This is a genomic window from Lentzea sp. NPDC058436, assembly GCF_042721515.1.
Taxonomy (GTDB): domain Bacteria; phylum Actinomycetota; class Actinomycetes; order Mycobacteriales; family Pseudonocardiaceae; genus Lentzea.
Window position 1 is genome coordinate 57,045 of record NZ_JBHXLF010000010.1, and the last position, 20,620, is coordinate 77,664.

Here is a 20,620-nt window from a genome sequence, read left to right on the forward strand (position 1 = left end):
CCGATCCGGTCCGAGCCTGAAGAGGCTCAGATCAGGATCTTGTGGCCCGGGAAGATCAGGTCCGGGTTCGTGAGGAAGCCCTTGTTCTTCTCCACGATGGCCTGGTAGCCGCCTTCGACCTTGTTGGCGTCGGCGATCTTCGACAGGGTGTCGCCCGCCTTGATCTCGTAGTTGCCGTCCGGGTTCGTCTTCGACGCCGGGGCGGCGGGGGCCTGCTGCACCGGGGCAGCGGCCTGGCGCTGCTGCGGCTGGGCCTGACGCTGCTGCGGGGCCGGGGCGGTCTTCGGGGCGGTGCCCGACGTGGCGCCCAGCTTGCGGCTGCAGGCGGGCCAGGCGTTGCTGACGCCCTGGCCGGCGGCGACGCGCTCGGCGACAGCGATCTGCTGTTCGCGGGAGGCGTTGGCCGGGTTGCCCTGGCCGCCGTAGGCGTTCCAGGTCTGCTGGGTGAACTGCAGGCCGCCGTAGTAGCCGTTGCCGGTGTTGGCGCCCCAGTTGCCACTCGCCTCGCACTGCGCGAGGGCGTCCCAGTTCACGGGGGCCGCGTTGGCGGTGCCAACGGCGAGGCCCAGAGGGGCGCCGGCGATGATGCCGGCGACCGCGACCTTGGCGATAGTGCGAGCTGCGGAACTCTGCTTGCCCTGCTTGCCTCGGTTGAAAGCCATGTGCCTCTCGGTCCACCACACCTGCTGCCAGGAACTCGGGTTCGGGGCCCGGTGCGTTCCTGCGTCCCAGTCCGGCGGTTTCTCTCGCTCGGGGTTGTTCCGGAGGACCCGTCGGACTGGGTTCGGTGCTGGGTCTTCCGGTGGAGCTCGTGGCTGGTTCGGGCCAGCCGAGGAGCGACCGTACGTAACCGCCGAGGCCGAATCCAAATGTTTCGAGCTGTGATGCGTGCCACAGTAACAGTTCGGAAAGTTGTGCTGGGGCTACAAAACGGCAGCTCAAAGGCTTCGTTATCGGTCCGTTTCCAATCTGAGATCGGCCGAGATCTATCACGGAAAGTGAGGCGTGGCTCACGCGTGTTGGGCCATCGGGGACGCCTCGCTCACGGTCGAGCGACGCCTCGCGGGCCGCGATCTGACCGCCGGCGCGGGCTGGTTGATGATGGCCGGATGAGCAGGGAGTCCCGGCAGGCCGCACTGCACCGCGCGCTGCTCGCCCGAGCGGGCGAGCCCGTGTTGTTCGGTGATCTCGTCCGCGAGGTCTGGGGTGACGAGCCGCCGGTGAGACCGCTGCCCGCGCTGCGCAACCTCGTGCGGCGGCTGCGGCAGTCGGTCGGGGACGAGATCGTCACGGACGCCTCCGGCTACCGGCTCGTCGTGCGCAGGCCCGGTCCGGCGCAGCTGCCCGCCGACCTGCCTGACTTCGTCGGACGGGAGCGGGAACTGGCCGCGCTGGCCGGGTCGGACGCCCGCGTCCTCGCTATCACCGGGCCTCCCGGCGTCGGCAAGACCGCGCTCGCGGTGCGGCTCGCCCACCGGATCCGCGACCGGTTCCCCGACGGGCAGCTGCACGTCAACCTGCGCGGGTTCGCCACGGGGCCGCCCGTCACGCCCGAGCAGGTCCTCGGCCGGTTCCTGCGCGCGCTCGGCGTGGCTCCGGAGAACGTTCCGCTCGACCTCGGCGAGCAGGTCGCGCTCTACCGCGAGACGTTGCGCGGACGGCGTGTGCTGGTGCTGCTCGACAACGCCGTCGAACCGGGACCGCTCGTGCCGGACGTCGAGGGCTGCACGGCCATCGTGACCAGCCGAAACGCGTTGCGGGCCGACGAGGTGAGGCTCGACGTCCTGACCGGTGGGGAGGCCGCGCGGCTGCTCGACCGGCTCGGAGTCGCCGGCTCACCGCACGAGCGCGCCGACCTGATCGGGCTCTGCGCGCACCTGCCGCTGGCGTTGCGCATCGCGGCCGCGCACCTCGCCGACCGTTACCTGCCCGACTACCTCGCCGAGCTGCGGGGCGGAGGCAGGCTCGACGCGCTGGAGATCGAGGGCGACGCGGCGGTCCGGGCGACCTTCGAGCTCTCCCACCGGACGCTGCCCGAGCGCGCCCGCGAGCTGTTCGGACTGCTCGGCCAGGTCCCCGGACCGGACTTCGGCGTCGAGGCGGCCTCCGCTCTGCTCGGCGAGGACGCGCACGGACCGCTCGACCAGCTGGTCGCCGCGAGCCTCGTGCACCGCGCCGGCACCCGCCACAGCCTCCACGACCTGCTCAGGGAGTACGCCCAGGGCCTCGGCGCTCCCGTGACGGCGAGGCTGGACGAGTACTACCTCCTCAACGCCGACGCGGCCGCCCGCAGCCTGAACCCGGAGCTGCACCGCCTGCCGGTGCCCGCACTGCCGGCCGACCTCCCCGCCCACGACCTGAGCGACATGCCGGGCGCCCTCGCGTGGTTCGAGGCGGAACGGGCCAACGTCGTCGCGGCCGTGCTCTCGGCGGGCGCCCGTCCGATCGCCTGGCAGCTCACCGACGCCATGCGCGCCTGCTTCCTGCACCACACCGGCAACGTGATCGACTGGTTCACGACCGTCCGCGCCGGGCTGGCGGCCGCCAGAGCCCTCGGAGACGTCGGCGCGGAAGCGGCCATGAGCGGCTCCCTCGGTCTCGCGCACTGGCGATCCGGCCAGTTCGCCGAGGCCCTGCCCGAGTACCGGCGGGCCGTGGAGCTCACCAGGCAGCGGGACGACCCCGAGGCGCTCAAGTCGTTCCTCGGCAACCTCGGGATCATCCACTGGGAGCTGGGCGACCTGGCCGAGGCGGCGGAGGCGATGCGCGCGTCGCTCGCCATCGAGCCGAGCCCGAACGCGCTGTACAACCTCAGCTGCGTCCTGCTGGACCTGGGGCCGCTGGACCTCGCCGTGCACTACGCGGAGGAGGCGCTGCGGGTGTCGACGGAGCTGGGGCTGACCGCGGGCATCGTGTTCTGCCTGCGGGGCCTCGCCGTCACGCACCTGTTCACGGGCCGGTTCGACCTCGTCGCCGAGTACCAGGACAGGGTGGCGGCGACGGCGACCGCCGAGCTCGGCCCGGTGTTCTTCGCCAGGGGCACCGAGACGCAGGCGTTCCTCCGCCTCGAACAGGGCCGCCTCGACGAGGCCGAGGCCCTGGCACGCAGGACGGTCGAGCTGGCCGTCGAGTGCGCGGACGACATGGTCGAGGTGGACGGACGCATCACGCTCGGCATGGTCCTGGAGCAGCAGGGCCGTGCGGAGGAGGCGGTCGAGCAGCACGACCAGGCCCTGGCGATCAGCAGGAAGTCGGCCTTCGCGAGGGGCGAGGTCCAGTCGCTCACGTGCCTGGCAGCCGACCACCGGGCGCTGGGCGACCTGGCCCTGTCACTGCGGTGCGCCACCGAGGCCGACGAACGCGCCGAGCGGGGGCAGCTGCGCGTCCGCCAGGTGCAGGTCGCGGGGGAGCTCGCACTGACCTACCAGGCGCTGGGAGACCGCGAGGAGGCCGAACGCCAGCGGCTGCGGGCGGTGGAACTGGCGCTCGCGACCGGCCGCCGGGGAGTGGGGGCGACGGTCGCCCGGCTCGGCCTCGCTCAGCCGCCCGCGAACGGCGGCAGCACGTCGAGCTGAGAACCGGCGGGCACGCGCGTCGAGGTGTCGCGCACCGCGACGCCGTCCAGCAGGAAGCTCGACGCGGCGAGGACCTTGCCGAGCTTGTCGCCGTGCCGTGCGCCGATGGTGCTCACCACGAGCGCCACGGTCGGTTCGGACGAGTCGAGCAGCAGGTCCTCGTCGGCCACCCCGGCCGCGGCCCGCGCACCCGCGAAGTAGCGGATGTTGACGGCGGTGCTCACTGTCATCCTCCGATGGCGCTCATGGGGCGGTCGGGCTGCGAGAAGCCCGCGTCGTTGATGCCGTGACCGGCCGCCTTGGCCCACATCGTGGCACGCCAGGCGTCGGCGATCGCGGCGTCGGGGGAACCGTCGCGCAGCAGCGCGCGCAGGTCCGTCTCGCCATTGCTGAACAGGCAGTTGCGGATCTGGCCGTCCGACGTGAGCCGGGTGCGGTCGCAGGCGGCGCAGAACGGCCTGGTCACCGACGCGATCACCCCGACGACCGCGGGACCGCCGTCGACCAGCCAGCGCTCGGCCGGAGCGCCGCCGCGAGGGGCCTCCGACGGGGTCAGCGTGAACGCCGACGAGAGCATCGTGAGGATCTCATCGGCCGTGACCATGTTCTCGCGCGTCCAGCCGTGCTGCGCGTCCAGCGGCATCTGCTCGATGAACCGCAGCTGGTAGCCGTTCTCGACGCAGAACCGCAGCAGCGGGACGGCCTCGTCCTCGTTCATGCCGCGCATCAGCACCGAGTTGACCTTCACCGGCTCCAGCCCGGCCTCGCGGGCGGCGTCGAGGCCGTCCAGCACGTCCGTGATGCGGTCGCGCCTGGTCAGCGTGGCGAACCGGTCGGGGTCGAGGGTGTCGAGCGAGACGTTGATCCGGTTCAGGCCGGCGTCCTTCAGCGACCGCGCGCGCCGCTTGAGTCCGATGCCGTTCGACGTCATCGACATGCGCGGACGCGGTTCGAGCTCGGCCGTCGCCGCGATGACCTGCTCCAGGCCGCGGCGCAGCAACGGCTCGCCGCCGGTGAACCTGATGTCCGTGACGCCCAGGTCGACCACGGCGATGCGCATGAGCCTGATCAGCTCGGCGTCGGTGAGGAGCTCGTCCTTCTGCAACCAGTCGAGGCCCTCGGCGGGCATGCAGTAGGTGCAGCGCAGGTTGCAGCGGTCCGTCAGCGAGACCCGCAGGTCCTTCGCCACCCGTCCGAACCTGTCGACGAGCAGAGGCGAGTCCGGTCGTGCGGACGCGTCAGGCGTGCCGCGCACGACGGGTAGTCCCAACTCCACTGCTGTCACCTTATTTAGCTTAATGAACAACCCGTTGTAGATGACTCCACAAACGAGGAATCTCACGTTCCGCCCGTTTGGAGCACTCTCACAAGGAATTGTCTTACTGGCTAAGATGTTCGACATGGAACCAGAAGTGCTGGAGAGGTTCACCTGGTACATGCGGGAGCAGAGCGCTCTGACCGTCATGTTCCACGCGCGGGTCGCCGAGCAGATGGGCCTGTCCGCGACCGACGAGAAGTGCCTCGATCTCGCCATGCGGGCGGACGGACCGCTCACCGCCGGCCGGATCGCCGAGCTCTCCGGCCTCTCCACCGGTGCCGTCACGGGCGTCATCGACCGCCTCGAACGCGCCGGATATGTCCGCCGTGTCCGTGACCCGCACGACCGCCGCAAGGTCCTGGTCGAGGTCACGGTGGGGGACGTCGACAAGTTCGGCGCGCCGTTCGAGAAGGCCCGCGACAGCCTCGTCGAGGTCCTCGGGCACTTCGACGCCGCCGAGCTCGACGTGATCGAGCGTTATCTCAAGCTCCAGATCGGTACGTTTCGCAAGCGCGTGATCGATACTTAGACCCATGTGGCACTACTTGATGGACATGGACGGCGTCCTCGTGCACGAGGAGCACCTGATCCCGGGAGCGGACGAGTTCGTCGCGGAGCTGCGCGCGTCCGAGACGCCGTTCCTCGTGCTCACGAACAACTCCATCTACACGCCACGGGACCTGCGGGCACGCCTGCAGCGCACCGGCCTGGACATCCCCGAGTCGTCCATCTGGACGTCCGCGCTGGCCACGGCCCGGTTCCTCGACTCGCAGCGCCCGAACGGCTCGGCGTTCGTGATCGGCGAGGCCGGCCTCACCACCGCGCTGCACGAGATCGGCTACGTGCTGACCGACCGCGACCCGGACTACGTGGTGCTCGGCGAGACCCGCACCTACAGCTTCACCGCGATCACCAAGGCCATCCGGCTGGTCGAGGAGGGCGCGAAGTTCATCGCGACCAACCCCGACGCCACCGGGCCGTCGAGGGAGGGCTCGCTGCCCGCGACCGGTGCCGTCGCGGCGCTGATCGAGCGCGCGACCGGCCGTGAGCCCTATTACGTCGGCAAGCCGAACCCGTTGATGATGCGCTCGGCCCTGCGCGCCCTCGGCTCGCACTCCGAGCAGGCGCTGATGATCGGCGACCGCATGGACACCGACGTGCGATCGGGCCTGGAAGCGGGCCTGTCGACCATCCTCGTGCTGTCCGGGGTCTTCAGCGCGGAGTCCGCCGAGATGTACCCGTACCGGCCGACGCGCGTGCTGAAGTCGATCGCCGAGCTCGTCGGTCATTCCCAGGAACCTTTCGGCGAGTGGACGAACCACTGACGCGCGACGTTTCATCACCTATCGTCGCGGAGGTGGACACGGATCGACGCCCGATGTACGTCGTGGGTGACGTGCACGGGCACCTCTCGGAACTGATCAGAGCCCTGCACGTCGCCGAACTGTGCGACGAGGAAGGGCACTGGATCGGCGGAGAGGCCGAACTGTGGTTCCTCGGCGACTTCGTGGACCGCGGGCCCGACGGCGTGGGCGTGATCGACCTGGTGATGCGCCTCGGTGACGAGGCCGCGGAGGCCGGTGGCTCGGTCAACTCGCTGATCGGCAACCACGAGGTGCTGCTGCTCGGCATGTACCGGTTCGGCGACGAGCAGGTGCCGGACAGCCTCGGGCCGCGGTCGTTCGCGCGCAGCTGGCTGCTCAACGGCGGCCTGCGCAGCGACCAGGACCGGCTGACCGAGGCCCACGTCGAGTGGCTCACCAGCCGGCCCGTGCTGAAGCTGCGCGACGACCACCTGCTGATGCACTCCGACACGGTGGCCTACCTCGAATGGGGGGCCTCGATCGAAGAGGTCAACGAGTCCGTCCGGCAGGTGCTCAAGGGCGACGACCTCGTCGACTGGTGGGAGTGCTGGCGGAAGATGACGACCCGGTACGCGTTCCGGGGTCCGCAGGGACCGGAGATCGCGGACGAGCTGCTCGCGACCCTCGGGGGCGGCCGGATCGTGCACGGGCACAGCGTCATCGCCGACCAGCTCGGGGTGCCGCCGGACCAGATCGACGGGCCTCTCGTGTACGCCGACGACAAGGTGCTGGCGATCGACGCGGGCCTCTACAGCGGCGGTCCGTGCCTGGTCGTGCCCTTGCCATACGCCGAAGCCTGACTACCGTCTGGGGGATGACCTCCAGCTACTCCTCGGGCACGTCCGCCGCCCCGCTGCTGGGCGACACGATCCACGCGAACCTCGCGGCCACGGTCGCGCGGTTCGGCGACCGCGAGGCACTTGTCGACAAAGCCACAGATCGACGGTGGACGTACGCGGAGCTCTCGCAGGAGGTCGACAGGGCCGCCGCCGGGCTGCACGCGCTCGGGGTGCGCAAGGGCGACCGCGTCGGGATCTGGGCGCCGAACTGCGCCGAGTGGGTGTTCGTGCAGTACGCGACGGCCCGGATCGGCGCGATCCTGGTCAACGTCAACCCGGCGTACCGCGTGCACGAGCTGGAGTACGTGCTCAACCAGGCCGGCATCCACACGCTGGTGTCCGCGCGGTCGTTCAAGACGTCGGACTACGCGGCCATGATCGAGGAGGTCCGACCGCGCTGTCCTGAGCTGAAGAACGTCGTCTTCACCGACGATCCGCAGTGGACTCCGGGTGAGCTGCCCGTCGTCGAGCTGGACCGCGACGACCCGATCAACATCCAGTACACGTCCGGCACCACGGGCTTCCCCAAGGGCGCGACGCTCTCGCACCACAACATCCTCAACAACGGGTACTTCGTCGGCGAGCTGATCAACTACACCGAGCACGACCGCGTCTGCGTCGTGCCGCCGTTCTACCACTGCTTCGGCATGGTCATGGGCAACCTCGCCGCCACCAGCCACGGCGCGTGCGTCGTGATCCCGGCGCCGACGTTCGACCCGGCGAAAACCCTTGCGGCCGTTCAGGAGGAGCGCTGCACCTCGCTCTACGGCGTGCCGACGATGTTCATCGCGATGCTGGACCTGGTCGACGGCTACGACCTGTCGTCGTTGCGCACCGGCATCATGGCGGGCTCGCCGTGCCCGGTCGAGGTGATGAAGCAGGTCGTCGAACGCATGGGCATGAGCGAGGTGTCGATCTGCTACGGCATGACCGAGACCTCACCTGTGTCAACGCAAACGCGCGTGGACGACTCCCTCGACCGTCGCGTCGGGACGGTCGGCCGAGTCGGCCCGCACCTCGAAGTCAAGATCGTCGACCCGGAGACCGGCCTCACGGTGCCGCGCGGCGAGCCGGGGGAGCTGTGCACGCGCGGCTACTCCGTCATGCTCGGCTACTGGAACGAGCCGGAGAAGACCGCCGAGGCCGTCGACCGCGCCGGCTGGATGCACACCGGCGACCTGGCGGTGATGGACGACGACGACTACGTCAACATCACCGGCCGCATCAAGGACATGGTGATCCGCGGCGGCGAGAACGTGTACCCGCGCGAGATCGAGGAGTTCCTCTACACCCACCCGGACGTGCTCGACGCCCAGGTGATCGGCGTGCCCGACGCCCGCTACGGCGAGGAGCTGATGGCCTGGGTGCGCCTGCGCGACGGTGTCTCCGGGCTGACCGCCGAGGCCGTCCGCGAGTTCTGCACCGGCAAGCTCGCCCACTACAAGATCCCGCGGTACGTGCACGTGGTGGACGAGTTCCCGATGACGGTCACCGGCAAGATCCGCAAGGTGGAGATGCGGGCCAAGTCCGTGGAACTGCTGAACCTGGACGACAGCGCGAAACACGCGTAGCCGGACGGAACGTGTCCGCCGCGCTACAGCACGATGAGGCGTAAAGACCCTGGTGAACGGGAGTGCGACGGGCGCAGCATCAACAGTCCCCGTCGAAGGAGGCGAGCATGCTCACCGCCACCAGGACCACGACGATGCTCCCCGTCGAAGACCCCGAGCGCGCCGGCCGCTTCTACGCGGACGCGCTCGGCCTCAAGCCCCTCGGCACTGCCCCGGACGGCACGCGGATCTTCGCCCTGGGCCAGGGCGACGCGCTGGGACTGAGGCCTGCGGAGAAGGGTGCGCAGAGCAAGCAGACGGCCCTCAGCTTCGAGGTGCCCGACCTGGAAGCCGAGATCCGCGAACTGGAGAGCAGGGGCGTGCTCTTCCAGGACTACGACCTGCCCGACTTCAAGACCACCGGCCACATCGCGGTCATGGGCGACGAGCGCGCCGCGTGGTTCACCGACACCGAGGGCAACATCCTGTGCCTGCACGAGCTTCTGGGCGACGAAGCCTGAAGGCCGTGCTGCCGAGGAAACCTCCCGCGTCTCGCCCCGACGGGGCGCGGGAGACCCTCACGGGACCTCGACGATCTCCTTGCCCAGCGGCACCAGCGAGACCTTGACGAGCTTGAAGTTCGCGACGCCGAGCGGGATCCCGATGACGGTGATGCAGAGCGCGATGCCGGTGACGATGTGGCCGATCGCGAGCCACAGACCGGCCACGATGATCCAGATGACGTTGCCCAGCAGCGAGCCGGTGCCCGCGCCCGGCTTCTCCACGACGTCGCGTCCGAACGGCCAGAGCGCGTAGTTCGCGATCCGGAACGACGCGATGCCCCACGGGATCGTGATGATCAGGATGCAGCAGATGATGCCGGCGACCGCGTAGCCGACGGCCATCCAGAAACCGGCGAGCACCAGCCAGATCACGTTCAGGATGAGGCGCATACCTCCAATCTAAGCTGATCGCATGAAGTGGGGTGTGATCGCAACCGGTGGAATCGCGCAGACCGTGACCGCCGACATGCTGAAAGTCGAGGGCGTCACAGTTCTCGCGGTGTCCTCCCGCGACGTCACGAAGGCGCAGGCGTTCGCCGACAGGTTCGGCATCGAGCGCGCGTACGGCGACTACCGCGACCTGCTCGCCGATCCCGACGTCGACGTCGTCTACGTGGCCACGCCGCACGGCCAGCACCACGAGGTCACGCTTGCCGCGCTCGACGCCGGCAAGCACGTGCTGTGCGAGAAGGCCATCGCGCTGACGGTCGCGCAGGCCGAGGAGATGGTCGAACGGGCGCGGTCGAAGAACCTGTTCCTCATGGAGGCCATGTGGACGCGGTTCAACCCGCTGATCCGCAAGGTGCAGGAGGCGGTGGCCGGCGGCGAGATCGGCGAGGTGCGGATGATCCGCGCCGACTTCGGCTTCCGGCACGCCTTCAGCGACGGCGATCGCCTGTGGGCCAAGGAAGCGGGTGGCGGCGCGACCCTCGACCTCGGCGTCTACCCCGTCGCGTTCGCCCACCAGATCCTGGGCGTGCCCACGCACGTCCACGCGCACGGCAGCCTCGCACCGACCGAAGTGGACGCTGACGCGGGCATCTTCCTGGCCTACGCCAACGGTGCGCACGCCCTCCTCAGCTGCTCGCTCGTCGCCAACCTCGGTGCGCGCGCGGAGATCGTCGGCACGCTGGGCCGCGTCGAGGTCGTCGACCCGATGTTCAACCCGACGGCCGTCGTGATCAACGGCATCGAGCACGCGATCGAGGACGAGGGCTACCAGCACCAGATCCGCGCGGTCGAGGAGTGCGTCGCCGCGGGGCTCACCGAGAGCCCGCAGGTCACCTGGGCGAACACCCTGGAGGTCATGCGGACGCTGGAAGAGGCGTTGCGCCAGATCGGCGTCAGCTACGCGGACACCGTCAAGTAGATCAGCGCCACGTTCAGCACCACCACCGCGAACGCCACCACCCAGGCGGCGAACGTGACGGCGCGCCGGTTCGCGTACGAACCCATCACGGACCGGCGCGCGGTCAGCCACACCAGCGGCACCAGTGCGAACGGGATGCCGAACGACAGCACGACCTGCGACAGCACCAGCGCGAACGTCGGGTCGACCCCTAGCGCCAGGATCGCGAGCGCGGGCACCAGCGTGACCAAACGCCTTACGAGCAACGGGATCCGCACCCGCAACAGGCCGTCCATCACCACGGCGCCGGCGTAACACCCGACGGCCGTGGACGCGAAACCCGATGCCAGCAGGCCCAGGGCGAACAGCAGCGCGATCCCGCCGCCCAACGTCGAGCCGACGGCCGCGTGCGCGCCTTCCAGCGTGTCCACGCCTTCGCGACCCTGCAGGGCGGACGCCGCGAGCAGCAGCATCGCCATGTTGACCGCGCCCGCGAGCACCATCGCGACCACGACGTCGACCTTCGTCGCGCCGAGCACCGACGGGTTGCGCCCGTGCCGGTCGCGGGCGAGCGCGGAGTGCAGGTAGACCGCGTGCGGCATCACGGTCGCGCCGAGCATGCCCGCCGCGAGCAACACGCTGTCCGCGCCGTCGAACCGCGGCACCAGACCGGAGACCGCGCCGGAAACCGATGGTGGCGCAACGAAAAGTCCCGCCATGAACCCGACCGCGATCACGACCAGCATGGTGGTGATCACGCGCTCGAACGGCTTCTGCCCGCGCTTGTCCTGCACCAGCAACAGGATCGTCGACACCACACCGGTGATCACGCCGCCGAGCAGCAGCGGCAGGTCGAAGAGCAGGTGCAGCGCGATCGCGCCGCCGAGCACCTCGGCCAGGTCGGTCGCCATCGCCACGACCTCGGCCTGCCCCCAGTAGGCGAGCCGCACCGGCCGCGGCAGGTGGTCGCGCACCGCCTCCGGCAACGACCTGCCCGTCACCAGGCCGAGCTTCGCCGACAGGTACTGCACGAGCCCCGCCATGACGTTCGCGACGACGAGCACCCACACCAGCAGGTACCCGTACGTCGCGCCCGCCGCGGTGTTGGTGGCCACGTTGCCGGGATCGACGTACGCGATCGCGGCGACGAACGCCGGACCGAGCAACGCCGCACCCGCGCGCAGACGCGCCGACACAGCGACCACCAGGACACCTCCCCTTGTTGCCAGATTATGGCAACAAGGGGCCGGGAGGTCTAACTCATGCGTCCATCGTCACTCGGGCGACCCGCACGACGGCGTCCATCGCGCCGTCCAGGTCCCCGCTGGGCATCAGCAGGTGGCTCAACGCGAGCCGCACGGTCGTCTCGGCCGTGAACCGCACGTGCCTGCCGGGGAAGTGCCTGCTGAGGTGCTGTTCGACGACCTCGGTGGCGTGGAACAGGATCGGATGGCCGCGGATCGTGATGAACGGCAGCAGGTCCTCGGCGTTCTGGCCGGTCAGCACGGCCGAGACCAGCCGGTCCTTCTCGGTCTGCTCGAAGGTGAAGCGGAACGCCGACCGCATCGCCTCCCACGGGTCGGGGTCGTCCTGGAGCCGGGTCGCGATCCCGGTCAGGTACTCCTCCGTCTTGTGGACCGCGACGGCCTGGACGAGTCCCTCCTTGTTGCCGAACTCGTTGTAGACGGTCTGTCTGCTCACCCCGGCGCGACTGGCGACCTCGATCATGCGCAGCCCGTGGAAGCCCCGGGCCGCCAAGAGGTCGGCGGCCGCGTCCAGTAAGAGCTCGGTGATGTCGCTCACCCGTTCACCTTTACACAATTACACTTGTTGTAAAGACGTAGAGTCGGGTTCCGTGCCGTTCACCGTGGGTTTCGACCTCGACATGACCCTCATCGACCCGCGACCGGGTATGGCCGCCGTGCTGAACGAGGTCGGCGTGCGCACCGGCCACCAGCTCGACGGCGAGCACTTCGCGTCGAACCTCGGTCCGCCCCTCGACATGGTCTACCGCGAGATGGGCGTGCCCGAGGAGAAGATCCCCGAGATGGTCACGCTCTTCCGCGCGCTCTACCCGGACGTCGTGATCCCCGCGACGGTCGCGCTGCCCGGTGCCGCGGCGGCGTTGCAGTGCGTGCGGGAACTGGGCGGCAGCACCATGGTCGTGACCGGCAAGTACCGCAAGAACGCCGCGCTGCACCTGGAGGCCATGGGCTGGGAGGTCGACCACCTCTACGGCGAGCTGTGGTCGACGGGCAAGGCCGAGTCGCTCAAGCTGCACGGTGCGAGCGTCTACGTGGGCGACCACGTCGGCGACATGCGCGGTGCCGAGGCGGCCGGAGCGCTGGGCGTCGGGGTCGTCACCGGGCCGTGCTCGCGTGCCGAGCTGACCGGGGCGGGCGCGGCCGTCGTGCTGGAGGACCTGCGCGAGTTCCCTGAGTGGCTCAGGACCTCTTCTGCCGTGACTTCCTGATCACCGCGATGATCCCGAGCCCCAGGCCGATCGCCGGCAGGTAGGTGGCCGCGACGTTCAGCGCCACGGGCAGGTCGCTGTGGCCCGTGAGGAACAGCGCGAAGACCACGATGATCGCCAGTACGCCCACGGCGAACAGGCCGATGGCCAGCGGCATCAACTTCGGAGCGGTCATACGTGCAGGGTAGTCGCGCTAACGGAGGTGCCTTCGCCCTGGTGTTCTGGCTACTCTGGTGAGACGCGTCCTGGGTACGCCCCGGGCGCGTTCGTTGTGCAGAAGTAAGGGAATGGTGAGCGCGGTGCCGACCGGCAAGGTCAAGTGGTACGACACGGAGAAGGGCTTCGGATTCGTCACCCAGGACGGTGGCGAGGACGTCTACGTCCGCAAGGCCGCCCTGCCTCCCGGCGTCGACGGCCTCAAAGCCGGCCAGCGCATCGAGTTCGGCATGGCGGAAGGCCGCCGCGGACCGCAGGCGCTGTCCGTGCGCCTGGTCGACCCCGCGCCGTCCGTCGCTGAAGCACGCCGCCGTCCCGCGGAGGAGCTGCACGGACTGATCGAGGAAGTGATCAGGCTGCTGGAGACCAAGGTCCAGCCCGACCTGCGCCGCGGCCGCTACCCGTCCGACAAGAAGACCATGAAGCTCGTCGCCGAAGCCGTCCGCGTGGTGGCGCGGGACCTCGATCCGTAAAAGGATCGGCGTCATGTCTGACGCGGATCGCATCGTCGAGTTCGTCTACGAGGTCGGCCAGCTCAAACGCCTGCCCAGAGCGGGATGGCTCTTCGCCGGGGTGCAGCACCCCGAGTCGGTGGCCGCCCACTCGTTCCGGGTGGGCGTTCTGGCGTTCGCGATCGCCGTGCAGGAGGGCGCGAACCCCGACAGGGCGGCCACCCTGGGTCTCTTCCACGACGTGCCGGAGACGCGCATCGGCGACATCCCGTACGTCGGCAAGCTCTACCTCGACGTGAAGGTGCCGCCGGAAGCCGTGGCGCGCGATCAGGTCTGCCACCTGCCCGCACCGCTCGCCGCGCACATCGAGGCGTTGGTGGCCGAGCACGAGGCCGCCAAGGACATCGACCACACGCCAGAGGCGCGCTGTTCGCGTGACGCGGACAAGCTGGAGTTGTTGTTGCAGGCCAGGGAGTACCAGGCCGCGGGGATCTCCAAGATGGAACGGTTCATCCAGACCATGCAGGGCTCGGTGGTCACCGACACCGGCAAGGCGCTGATGGACTCCGCTCTGCGGATCGCTCCCACGGAGTGGTGGGAGGCGTTCGGGCGCCGTTAGTTCGTGATCTCGACGGCCCAGTAGCCGCGCAGCAGCGGCTGACCGGTCTCCAGGACCGCCGCGGCCGCCTCGTGGATCTCGATGCCCTGGAGCTGGTCGGCCTTGTCGGGCAGGGAGAGGGTGTAGGTGAAGTTCTCTCCCTTGCCCAGCAGGCCGGTGCCCGTGGTCGTCTGCTCGCCGTCCGCCTTCTTGTAGAGGAACACGGCTTCCCACAGGCCGTCGGCGAGCTGGCCGTCCACCGAGATCTGCACGACCTTGCCCGCGGGGACCTTCAGCGTCGCGGGCTTGTTCAGCTCCGCGCAGTTGTCGCCCCCGAGGTCGCAGTAGACCGCCGGCTCGACCCTGATCGTCTTGCCGTTCGCGTGGAACGTGACCTCGGGGTAGTGGCGGGGCATCGCGCACCCCGTCAGCACGAGAACGCTGGCAGCCATCACAGAAGCAAGTCGACGCACGTCAAGCAGCCTACGGGGTCACCGGAGCCGGCCTGCGGACCAGCCTGTGCAACGAGGTTCCGTTGCGGTACATCCACGTCTGCGTGAGACCGAGCGCGAGCAGCACGGCGAGCACCAGGAAGCCGACCCAGAACGTTGCGGGCAGCAGCACCCCCAGCGCGCCACCGAAGACCCACGCGAGCTGCAGGATCGTCTCGGAGCGGCCGAACGCCGACGCGCGCGACTCCTCCGGGAGGTCGTCCTGGATCACCGCGTCGAGGCTGATCTTCGCGAGCGACGACGCCGTGGCGCCCAGCAGGCCGACGATCGCGGCGGTGACGAGACCCGGCAGCGCGGCGGCGACGATCGTGGCCACCAGTGCCGTGGCGACGCAGGCGATGATCACCTCGTCGGGCTTGCCGAAGTGCTGGCGCGCGCCGATCGCGTTGCCGAGGAAGCTGCCCACGCCCGCGGCGCCGGCGATCACGCCGAGCAGGAGCAGCTGCCGCACCGCGTCGCCCTCGGTCTGCTCGCGGATCACGAACGCCGCGAACAGCGTAAGGAAACCGGTCAGCACGCGGATGGACCCGTTGCCCCACAGCGAGACCACGACGTGCCGCGACACAGGTTGCTTGGCGGGCTTGGCCGTCAGCGTCGCGGGGACCTCGCCCTCGGTCACCTCGACCCACGACGGGATCTTCATGCACAGCCACGCGTTCACCAGGCACAGGACGGCGGTGAACCACAGCGCGCCCGGCGAGCCGAACAGGTTCGCGAAGCCCGCTGCGAACGCACCGAACACGCCACCCGCCGCGAGGCCGAAGATGGTCATGCGGGCGTTGGTCTTGGACAGCGTGATGTCCGGCGGCAGCACGCGTGGGGTGATCGCGGACTTGAGCACGGTGAACGACTTGGACAGCACCATGCTGCCGAGCGCCGCCGGGTACAGCAGCCAGTTGTCGAAGTTCAGCGCCATCACGACCGACAGGCCGACCCGCAGCACGCACGACGCCGCCAAGGCGAGCCGCCGGCCGCGCTGGATCTTGTCGAGCAGCGGGCCGATCACCGGCGCGATCAACGCGAACGGCGCGACCGTGATCAGCAGGTAGAGCGCGACCTTGGTCTTGGACTCCGCGGACGCGGCGGAGAAGAACAGGGTGTTCGCCAGCGCGACGGCCATCGCGGCGTCGGCGGCGTAGTTCATCATCACCGCGTAGGTGACCGACGTCATGCCGGACTTCCCGGCGCCGTCCGCCCTGGCCGCGCGCCGGAACGCCGCGACCGCCTGCTGTGAGATCTGCTTGCTGCGGAACCACGCGACGCGCGTGACCGTGAGCTTGCGCGGCGGCTTGGGCGTCGGGGTCGTCTGCTGGTCCTGGTTCGGCAGCGGACGGGTGTTCTGCGGCCGGGGCGGCGGCTGGAAACCGTGCTCGGACGGCGTCCTGCGACGCTCCCGCGGCCGGTACTCGTCGTCCTGCCACGGGTAGCGCTTCGGAGTCTCGTCGTCACTCCACCCGCGGTCGCCCGTCACACCGTCAATCCTGCCCCATCCCGTTGAACCTCACCCGGAAGATGGTGGGCCAGTTCTTGCCTGTGACCAGGAACTCGTCGGTGCCGGGGACGTGCGCGATGCCGTTGAGGACGTCCACGTCGCCGCTCGGCTTGAGCGAGGACAGGTCGTAGGTGCCGGTCACCTGGCCCGTGGACGGGTCGATGCGGACGATCTCGTCGGTCTTCCAGACGTTCGACCAGACCTTGTCGCCGACGCACTCCAGCTCGTTGAGCTGGGTCAGCGGCTTGCCGTCCCGCGTGACCTGCACGCTCCCGGTCTCCGCGAACGTCTTCGGGTCGCGGAACGTCAGCTTCGCGGTGCCGTCGCTCATCACGAGGCGCTTGCCGTCGTCGCAGATGCCCCAGCCCTCGCCCTCGTAGGAGACGCGGCGGAGCTCGTTCAGCGTCTTGCGGTCGCGCTCGATCGCGATGCCGTTCTGCCACGTGATCTGCCAGATCGTGTCGTCGACGACCGTGATGCCCTCGCCGAAGAAGTCAGGGGGCAGGTCGACCTTCTTCTGCACGTTCCCGGTCGACGGGTCGAGCGCGCGCATCGTCGACTCGCCCTCCAGGCCGGTGCCCTCGTAGAGGACGCCGTCGACCAGTTCCAACCCCTGGGTGAACGCCGACGTGTCGTGCGGAATCTTCTGCAGGACTTCTACCTGGGGTTTTGTTTCCTGAGGCGTCGAACACGCGGCCAGGACCGCGACGAGAACTAGCCAGACGGGTGAGCGCACCCAACGGAGGGTGGCACGAGTTTTCGTCCCCGCGAAGTCCTGCGGCACAATTCATGTCGTGACCGCGACTGAGATGCTCCTCGACGCCGTTGACCTCGCCCGCGCAGCCGCGCAGGAAGAGGCCGGTATGGAACGTGTGGGCGCTCATGTCGGGGTGTCCGCCGAGGACGAGTTCTCGGTGACGCACCTGTTCGACGCCGAGCACGCCGGCTACCGCGGCTGGACCTGGGCGGTGACGGTCGCCCACGCGGGCGAGGGCACCCCGGTCTCGGTCAGCGAGGTCGTGCTGCTGCCGGGCCAGGACGCCCTGGTCGCCCCCGAGTGGGTGCCGTGGAGCGAACGCGTCCGCGCCGGTGACCTGGGCGTCGGCGACCTGATGCCGCCCCGCGAGGACGACCCGCGCCTGGTCGAGGCGTACGTGCAGTCCGACGACCCCGCGGTCGAGGAGGTGGCGCTGGAGATCGGCCTCGGCCGCACCCGCGTCCTGTCCCGCGAGGGCCGCCTCGACGCGGCGGACCGCTGGGCGACCTCCGACTTCGGCCCGCGCTCCGACATGGCCCGCAGCGCCCCCGCGCACTGCGGCACCTGCGGTTTCTACACCCGCGTGGCCGGCGCGTTCGGCTCGGCGTTCGGCGTCTGCGCGAACGAGATCGCCCCGGCGGACGGCCACGTCGTGCACGTCGAGTACGGCTGCGGCGCGCACTCGCAGGTCGAGGTCGACATCAGCCCGATGGTGCCCGTGGCCGACCTGGTCTACGACGACGCGCAGCTGGAAGTTCTGGACGTCTCGGAGTGACCGATCCGTTCGGCACCGAGGCCCTGCGCACCTCGGTCCTCTCGGCGTGGCGTGGTTCGCCCACCCGCTTCCGCGAGGACGCGAACGCCGAGGAGGACCTCCGCCTCGGTGGTTACCGCGACCGCCTGCTCGTCGAGCTCGCCCAGAACGCCGCCGACGCGGCCGGTGCCGAGCCCGGTGTGTTGCGGATCACTCTCGTGGACGGCGAGCTGCGCGCGGCCAACACGGGCGCGCCGCTGACCGCCGCCGGTGTCGCCGCCCTGGCCTCGCTCCGTGCGTCCTCGAAGGAGTCCGGCGTCGGGCAGTTCGGCGTCGGCTTCGCGGCCGTGCTGGCCGTGTCGGACGCACCGCGCGTGATGTCTTCTTCCGGCGGCGTGGAGTTCTCCGCTTCTCGCACCCGTGCCGAGGTGCCGGAGCTGGCGTCCGAGCGCGGCGGTGACGTGCCGGTGCTGCGCCTGGTCTGGCCGGTGACCGAGACCGTGCCGGACGGGTTCACGACCGAGGTCCGGCTGCCGCTGAAGGTCGAGCTGTCCCTGGACGACCTGGCGTCGGAGGTGCCGGACCTGCTGCTGGCGCTGCCCGGTCTGCGCCGCGTCGAGGTCGGCTCCCAGTCGTGGGAGCGCTTCGTCACCTCAGATGGCGTGGTCACCGTCGGCTCGTCGCGCTGGCTGGTGGAGCGCACCGTCGGCGAACTGCCCGCGGAGCTCGTCGCCGGCGTAGAGCAGCGTCCTCAGTGGACGGTGTCCTGGGCGTTCCCGCTGGAAGGCGAGCTGGGCGAGGACGTGCTGCACGCGCCGACCCCGACCGACGAGCGCCTGTCGCTGCCCGCCCGTCTGATCGCAACCCTGCCCGTGGAGCCCTCGCGCCGCCGGATCCTGCCCGGCCCAGCCGCCTGGTCGGTGCTGGACGCCGCGGCCGCTGCCTACCCGGCCCTCGTGGCGCGGGTCCCCGCCGTCGAACGGACCGCGCTGGTCCCGTTGCCGGGCTTCCCGCTGTCCGAAGTGGACGATCGCCTGCGGACCGCGGTGATCAGGGAGCTGCGCACGGCGGAATGGCTGCCGCTGGCGTCCGGCGAGTGGATCGCTCCCGCGCGCGCCCGCGTGCTCGACGTCGGTTCCGAGGAGCTCGTCGACCTCGTCGAGGACGCCCTGCCCGGCCTGCTGGACGCCGAACTGTCCGCTCCGGTGCACGCACGAGCCCTGGCCGCACTGGAAGTTCCCCGCGTCACGACCGCCGAGGTGGTCGCTGCGTTGACCGAGGTCTCCGGCGATCCCGGCTGGTGGCACGACGTCTACGCGGCCTTGTCTCCGTTGGCCGAGGTCGACCCGGACGTGCGCGAGGCACTGGCTTCGCTCCCCGTGCCGCTGGCCGACGGCCGCGTCGTCACCGGCCCGCGCACGACCCTGATCGCCGACGAACCGCTGCCCGGCCTGCGAGTGGTGCACCCGGACGCCGTGCACCCGCTGCTCGTCCGGCTGGGTGCCGTCGAAGCCGGCGCGGCCGAGCTGCTCGCCGATCCGTCTTTGCGCGAGAACGTGGCCCGGTCGCTGGAGGACGCCGAGGCCGGGCTCGACGGGCTGGACCTGGTCGAGACCGTGCTGCGCCTCGTCGACCGCGCTTCCGTTCGCGCCGGCGAGGAACCGTGGCTGGGAGCCCTGGCCCTGCCCGACGGCTCCGGCGAGTGGCACCGCGCGGACGAGCTGCTGCTGCCCGACTCACCGCTCGTGGGCGTGCTTGAGGCTGACGCGCTTCCGTTGCTGTCCAAGGAAGTCGCCGAGTCGTACCCGCGTTCCGCGCTGGTCGCTGTTGGAGTTGTGGACGGGTTCTCGGTGGTCGTCGACGACTCGCCTTCCGGGCCGGACCACGATCTGGCCGACGAGTCCGCGTGGTGGTCGTCCGTGCCGGACGAGCCTCGCCGGGTTGTCGCCGTTCGCGACCTGGATCTTGTGGCGGACTGGCCTGCGGCGTTGCGGTTGCTGGCCTCGGATCCTGTTACTTGGCGTGCGGTGGCTGAATCCGACGGGTATACGGGTTGGTGGATCGCCCGGTATGCGTCGCTTGGCGGTGCTGCGCCGCGTTCCTACCGGCTCGCTGACGCCTCGTTGCTGGACGGGCTGTTCGACGTCGTTCCGGATGTCGAGTTGCCGGAGCACGTGTTGCGGGCCGCTGGTGTTCGGTCGTCGTTGGAGGTTCTGGACGACGACGATGCCGAGTTCGTGCTGGACCGGTTGGGGGATGCGGACCGGGTCGTCGCCGACGCCGTGGTGTTGCGGGCTTATGCGGCGTTGCCTGAAGGGGATTTCGCGCCGCCCTCGCGGGTTCGGGTGTTGTCCGGGGACGTTGTTGATGCTGACGACGTTGTTGTGCTGGACCATCCGTGGTTGCTGGGGGTTGTGCCGGCTGCTCGGGTGTTGCTCGCGGACGGGTCCGAGGAGTTGGCCGATCTGTTGGATCTGGCTTTGGCTTCTGAGGAGTTCGACGGGTCGCCTGATCATGTCGGTGAGGTTGTTGCCTGGTCGGAGCTTGGGGCCGTTCGGATGGCTTGCGAGCTGCTTGAGGTTTCGCTGCCTGACGGGGTTGTTGTTGTGCATGAAGCCCTGGTCGTGGATGGGTCCCGGGTTGAGTGGTGGATGGCTGATGGGGTGCCGCATGCTGCGGACACTCCTGAGGGGTTGGCTCGGGCTTTGGCTTGGGTTTGTGGGCGGTGGGGAGATCGGCACGCCTTTGCTGCGCTGATCACTGATCCTCGGGCTGCGACTTTGTTGGGCTGACTTAGTTTTGTGGTTTT

22 protein-coding genes are annotated in these 20,620 nt (G+C 69.7%); 12 read left to right on the forward strand and 10 right to left on the reverse strand.

The genetic code is table 11. The features are described from left to right. Positions 1 to 26 precede the first annotated feature (26 nt). Positions 27 to 662 carry a transglycosylase family protein gene (locus tag ACFWN2_RS29605; protein ID WP_382432893.1) on the reverse strand — a complete coding sequence of 212 codons (636 nt, stop codon included), beginning with the start codon at positions 660 to 662 and terminating at the stop codon, positions 27 to 29. 447 nt (positions 663 to 1,109) lie between these two features. On the opposite strand from ACFWN2_RS29605, the gene ACFWN2_RS29610 reads away from it, so the two are divergent. Continuing rightward, positions 1,110 to 3,575 (forward strand): ATP-binding protein, encoded by a 2,466-nt coding sequence (locus ACFWN2_RS29610; RefSeq protein ID WP_382432895.1) that lies wholly within the window; start codon positions 1,110 to 1,112, stop codon positions 3,573 to 3,575. Here the strand turns inward: ACFWN2_RS29610 and ACFWN2_RS29615 are convergent. Together ACFWN2_RS29615 and moaA are read right to left on the reverse strand one after the other, a co-directional pair. Beyond that, complete coding sequence (locus ACFWN2_RS29615) at positions 3,539 to 3,805, reverse strand: MoaD/ThiS family protein (RefSeq protein WP_382432897.1); 267 nt, start codon at positions 3,803 to 3,805, stop codon at positions 3,539 to 3,541. The genes ACFWN2_RS29610 and ACFWN2_RS29615 overlap by 37 nt on opposite strands. Then, entirely contained in the window at positions 3,802 to 4,860 is a 1,059-nt protein-coding gene (moaA, locus tag ACFWN2_RS29620; RefSeq protein WP_382432899.1) for a GTP 3',8-cyclase MoaA, read from the reverse strand. The genes ACFWN2_RS29615 and moaA overlap by 4 nt, the downstream gene beginning before the upstream one ends. Positions 4,861 to 4,975: 115 nt before the next feature. On the opposite strand from moaA, the gene ACFWN2_RS29625 reads away from it, so the two are divergent. From ACFWN2_RS29625 to ACFWN2_RS29645, 5 genes are all read left to right on the forward strand, one after another. Continuing rightward, positions 4,976 to 5,422: a MarR family winged helix-turn-helix transcriptional regulator gene (locus ACFWN2_RS29625; RefSeq protein WP_382432901.1), complete on the forward strand. Its 447-nt coding sequence runs from the start codon at positions 4,976 to 4,978 to the stop codon at positions 5,420 to 5,422. A gap of 4 nt (positions 5,423 to 5,426) precedes the next feature. After that, positions 5,427 to 6,218 (forward strand): HAD-IIA family hydrolase, encoded by a 792-nt coding sequence (locus ACFWN2_RS29630; RefSeq protein ID WP_382432903.1) that lies wholly within the window; start codon positions 5,427 to 5,429, stop codon positions 6,216 to 6,218. Between the two features lie 53 nt (positions 6,219 to 6,271). Next, the gene (locus ACFWN2_RS29635; RefSeq protein WP_382433306.1) at positions 6,272 to 7,057 is read left to right on the forward strand and encodes a metallophosphoesterase; all 786 of its coding nucleotides are present in this window, start codon (positions 6,272 to 6,274) and stop codon (positions 7,055 to 7,057) included. 14 nt (positions 7,058 to 7,071) lie between these two features. After that, positions 7,072 to 8,667, forward strand: a complete 1,596-nt coding sequence (locus ACFWN2_RS29640; RefSeq protein WP_382432905.1) for an AMP-binding protein — start codon at positions 7,072 to 7,074, stop codon at positions 8,665 to 8,667. Positions 8,668 to 8,774: 107 nt separating this feature from the next. Next, entirely contained in the window at positions 8,775 to 9,167 is a 393-nt protein-coding gene (locus ACFWN2_RS29645) for a VOC family protein (protein ID WP_382432907.1), read from the forward strand. A 57-nt stretch (positions 9,168 to 9,224) separates the two neighbouring features. On the opposite strand, the gene ACFWN2_RS29650 is transcribed toward ACFWN2_RS29645, so the two are convergent. Next, positions 9,225 to 9,599, reverse strand: a complete 375-nt coding sequence (locus ACFWN2_RS29650) for a YccF domain-containing protein (RefSeq protein ID WP_382432909.1) — start codon at positions 9,597 to 9,599, stop codon at positions 9,225 to 9,227. Between the two features lie 22 nt (positions 9,600 to 9,621). On the opposite strand from ACFWN2_RS29650, the gene ACFWN2_RS29655 reads away from it, so the two are divergent. After that, entirely contained in the window at positions 9,622 to 10,578 is a 957-nt protein-coding gene (locus tag ACFWN2_RS29655; RefSeq protein WP_382432911.1) for a Gfo/Idh/MocA family protein, read from the forward strand. Here ACFWN2_RS29655 and ACFWN2_RS29660 read toward each other — a convergent pair. Both ACFWN2_RS29660 and ACFWN2_RS29665 read right to left on the reverse strand, forming a co-directional pair. After that, positions 10,557 to 11,762 (reverse strand): Nramp family divalent metal transporter, encoded by a 1,206-nt coding sequence (locus ACFWN2_RS29660; RefSeq protein ID WP_382432913.1) that lies wholly within the window; start codon positions 11,760 to 11,762, stop codon positions 10,557 to 10,559. The genes ACFWN2_RS29655 and ACFWN2_RS29660 overlap by 22 nt on opposite strands. A 55-nt stretch (positions 11,763 to 11,817) precedes the next feature. Continuing rightward, positions 11,818 to 12,360 (reverse strand): TetR/AcrR family transcriptional regulator, encoded by a 543-nt coding sequence (locus ACFWN2_RS29665; protein WP_382432915.1) that lies wholly within the window; start codon positions 12,358 to 12,360, stop codon positions 11,818 to 11,820. Between the two features lie 52 nt (positions 12,361 to 12,412). Between ACFWN2_RS29665 and ACFWN2_RS29670 the strand changes: the two genes are divergently transcribed. Then, positions 12,413 to 13,030, forward strand: coding sequence for an HAD family hydrolase (locus tag ACFWN2_RS29670; protein WP_382432917.1), 618 nt, complete (start codon positions 12,413 to 12,415; stop codon positions 13,028 to 13,030). Here the strand turns inward: ACFWN2_RS29670 and ACFWN2_RS29675 are convergent. After that, positions 13,002 to 13,205, reverse strand: coding sequence for a hypothetical protein (locus ACFWN2_RS29675; protein ID WP_382432919.1), 204 nt, complete (start codon positions 13,203 to 13,205; stop codon positions 13,002 to 13,004). The two genes, ACFWN2_RS29670 and ACFWN2_RS29675, sit on opposite strands and share 29 nt — an antisense overlap. A gap of 124 nt (positions 13,206 to 13,329) precedes the next feature. Between ACFWN2_RS29675 and ACFWN2_RS29680 the strand changes: the two genes are divergently transcribed. Beyond that, complete coding sequence (locus tag ACFWN2_RS29680; protein WP_382432921.1) at positions 13,330 to 13,719, forward strand: cold-shock protein; 390 nt, start codon at positions 13,330 to 13,332, stop codon at positions 13,717 to 13,719. 13 nt (positions 13,720 to 13,732) lie between these two features. Beyond that, a complete protein-coding gene (locus ACFWN2_RS29685) occupies positions 13,733 to 14,317 on the forward strand; it encodes an HD family hydrolase (RefSeq protein WP_382432923.1) in 585 nt (194 codons plus the stop codon). Here the strand turns inward: ACFWN2_RS29685 and ACFWN2_RS29690 are convergent. Genes ACFWN2_RS29690 through ACFWN2_RS29700 form a run of 3 tightly spaced genes read right to left on the reverse strand, consistent with a single transcriptional unit; the run spans position 14,314 to position 17,036 of the window. Then, positions 14,314 to 14,748, reverse strand: a complete 435-nt coding sequence (locus ACFWN2_RS29690) for a DUF2771 family protein (protein ID WP_382432925.1) — start codon at positions 14,746 to 14,748, stop codon at positions 14,314 to 14,316. The genes ACFWN2_RS29685 and ACFWN2_RS29690 overlap by 4 nt on opposite strands. Positions 14,749 to 14,779: 31 nt before the next feature. Beyond that, entirely contained in the window at positions 14,780 to 16,279 is a 1,500-nt protein-coding gene (locus ACFWN2_RS29695; RefSeq protein WP_382432927.1) for an MFS transporter, read from the reverse strand. A 4-nt stretch (positions 16,280 to 16,283) separates the two neighbouring features. Continuing rightward, the gene (locus ACFWN2_RS29700; RefSeq protein WP_382432929.1) at positions 16,284 to 17,036 is read right to left on the reverse strand and encodes a glutaminyl-peptide cyclotransferase; all 753 of its coding nucleotides are present in this window, start codon (positions 17,034 to 17,036) and stop codon (positions 16,284 to 16,286) included. 58 nt (positions 17,037 to 17,094) lie between these two features. Here ACFWN2_RS29700 and ACFWN2_RS29705 point away from each other — a divergent pair, with 58 nt between their 5' ends. Together ACFWN2_RS29705 and ACFWN2_RS29710 are read left to right on the forward strand one after the other, a co-directional pair. Beyond that, on the forward strand, positions 17,095 to 17,832 hold the full coding sequence (locus tag ACFWN2_RS29705; RefSeq protein ID WP_382432931.1) for a DUF3027 domain-containing protein: 738 nt from the start codon (positions 17,095 to 17,097) through the stop codon (positions 17,830 to 17,832). Beyond that, on the forward strand, positions 17,829 to 20,603 hold the full coding sequence (locus ACFWN2_RS29710) for a sacsin N-terminal ATP-binding-like domain-containing protein (RefSeq protein ID WP_382432933.1): 2,775 nt from the start codon (positions 17,829 to 17,831) through the stop codon (positions 20,601 to 20,603). The genes ACFWN2_RS29705 and ACFWN2_RS29710 overlap by 4 nt, the downstream gene beginning before the upstream one ends. The last annotated feature ends 17 nt before the right edge of the window (positions 20,604 to 20,620 follow it).

Excerpts from the sequence above, each read along its gene's own strand:
- ACFWN2_RS29605 (WP_382432893.1), bottom strand. The coding sequence starts at position 662 with ATGGCTTTCAACCGAGGCAAGCAGGGCAAGCAGAGTTCCGCAGCTCGC.
- ACFWN2_RS29610 (WP_382432895.1), top strand. The coding sequence starts at position 1,110 with ATGAGCAGGGAGTCCCGGCAGGCCGCACTGCACCGCGCGCTGCTCGCC.
- ACFWN2_RS29615 (WP_382432897.1), bottom strand. The coding sequence starts at position 3,805 with ATGACAGTGAGCACCGCCGTCAACATCCGCTACTTCGCGGGTGCGCGG.
- ACFWN2_RS29625 (WP_382432901.1), top strand. The coding sequence starts at position 4,976 with ATGGAACCAGAAGTGCTGGAGAGGTTCACCTGGTACATGCGGGAGCAG.
- ACFWN2_RS29630 (WP_382432903.1), top strand. The coding sequence starts at position 5,427 with ATGTGGCACTACTTGATGGACATGGACGGCGTCCTCGTGCACGAGGAG.
- ACFWN2_RS29635 (WP_382433306.1), top strand. The coding sequence starts at position 6,272 with ATGTACGTCGTGGGTGACGTGCACGGGCACCTCTCGGAACTGATCAGA.
- ACFWN2_RS29640 (WP_382432905.1), top strand. The coding sequence starts at position 7,072 with ATGACCTCCAGCTACTCCTCGGGCACGTCCGCCGCCCCGCTGCTGGGC.
- ACFWN2_RS29645 (WP_382432907.1), top strand. The coding sequence starts at position 8,775 with ATGCTCACCGCCACCAGGACCACGACGATGCTCCCCGTCGAAGACCCC.
- ACFWN2_RS29650 (WP_382432909.1), bottom strand. The coding sequence starts at position 9,599 with ATGCGCCTCATCCTGAACGTGATCTGGCTGGTGCTCGCCGGTTTCTGG.
- ACFWN2_RS29655 (WP_382432911.1), top strand. The coding sequence starts at position 9,622 with ATGAAGTGGGGTGTGATCGCAACCGGTGGAATCGCGCAGACCGTGACC.
- ACFWN2_RS29675 (WP_382432919.1), bottom strand. The coding sequence starts at position 13,205 with ATGACCGCTCCGAAGTTGATGCCGCTGGCCATCGGCCTGTTCGCCGTG.
- ACFWN2_RS29685 (WP_382432923.1), top strand. The coding sequence starts at position 13,733 with ATGTCTGACGCGGATCGCATCGTCGAGTTCGTCTACGAGGTCGGCCAG.
- ACFWN2_RS29690 (WP_382432925.1), bottom strand. The coding sequence starts at position 14,748 with ATGGCTGCCAGCGTTCTCGTGCTGACGGGGTGCGCGATGCCCCGCCAC.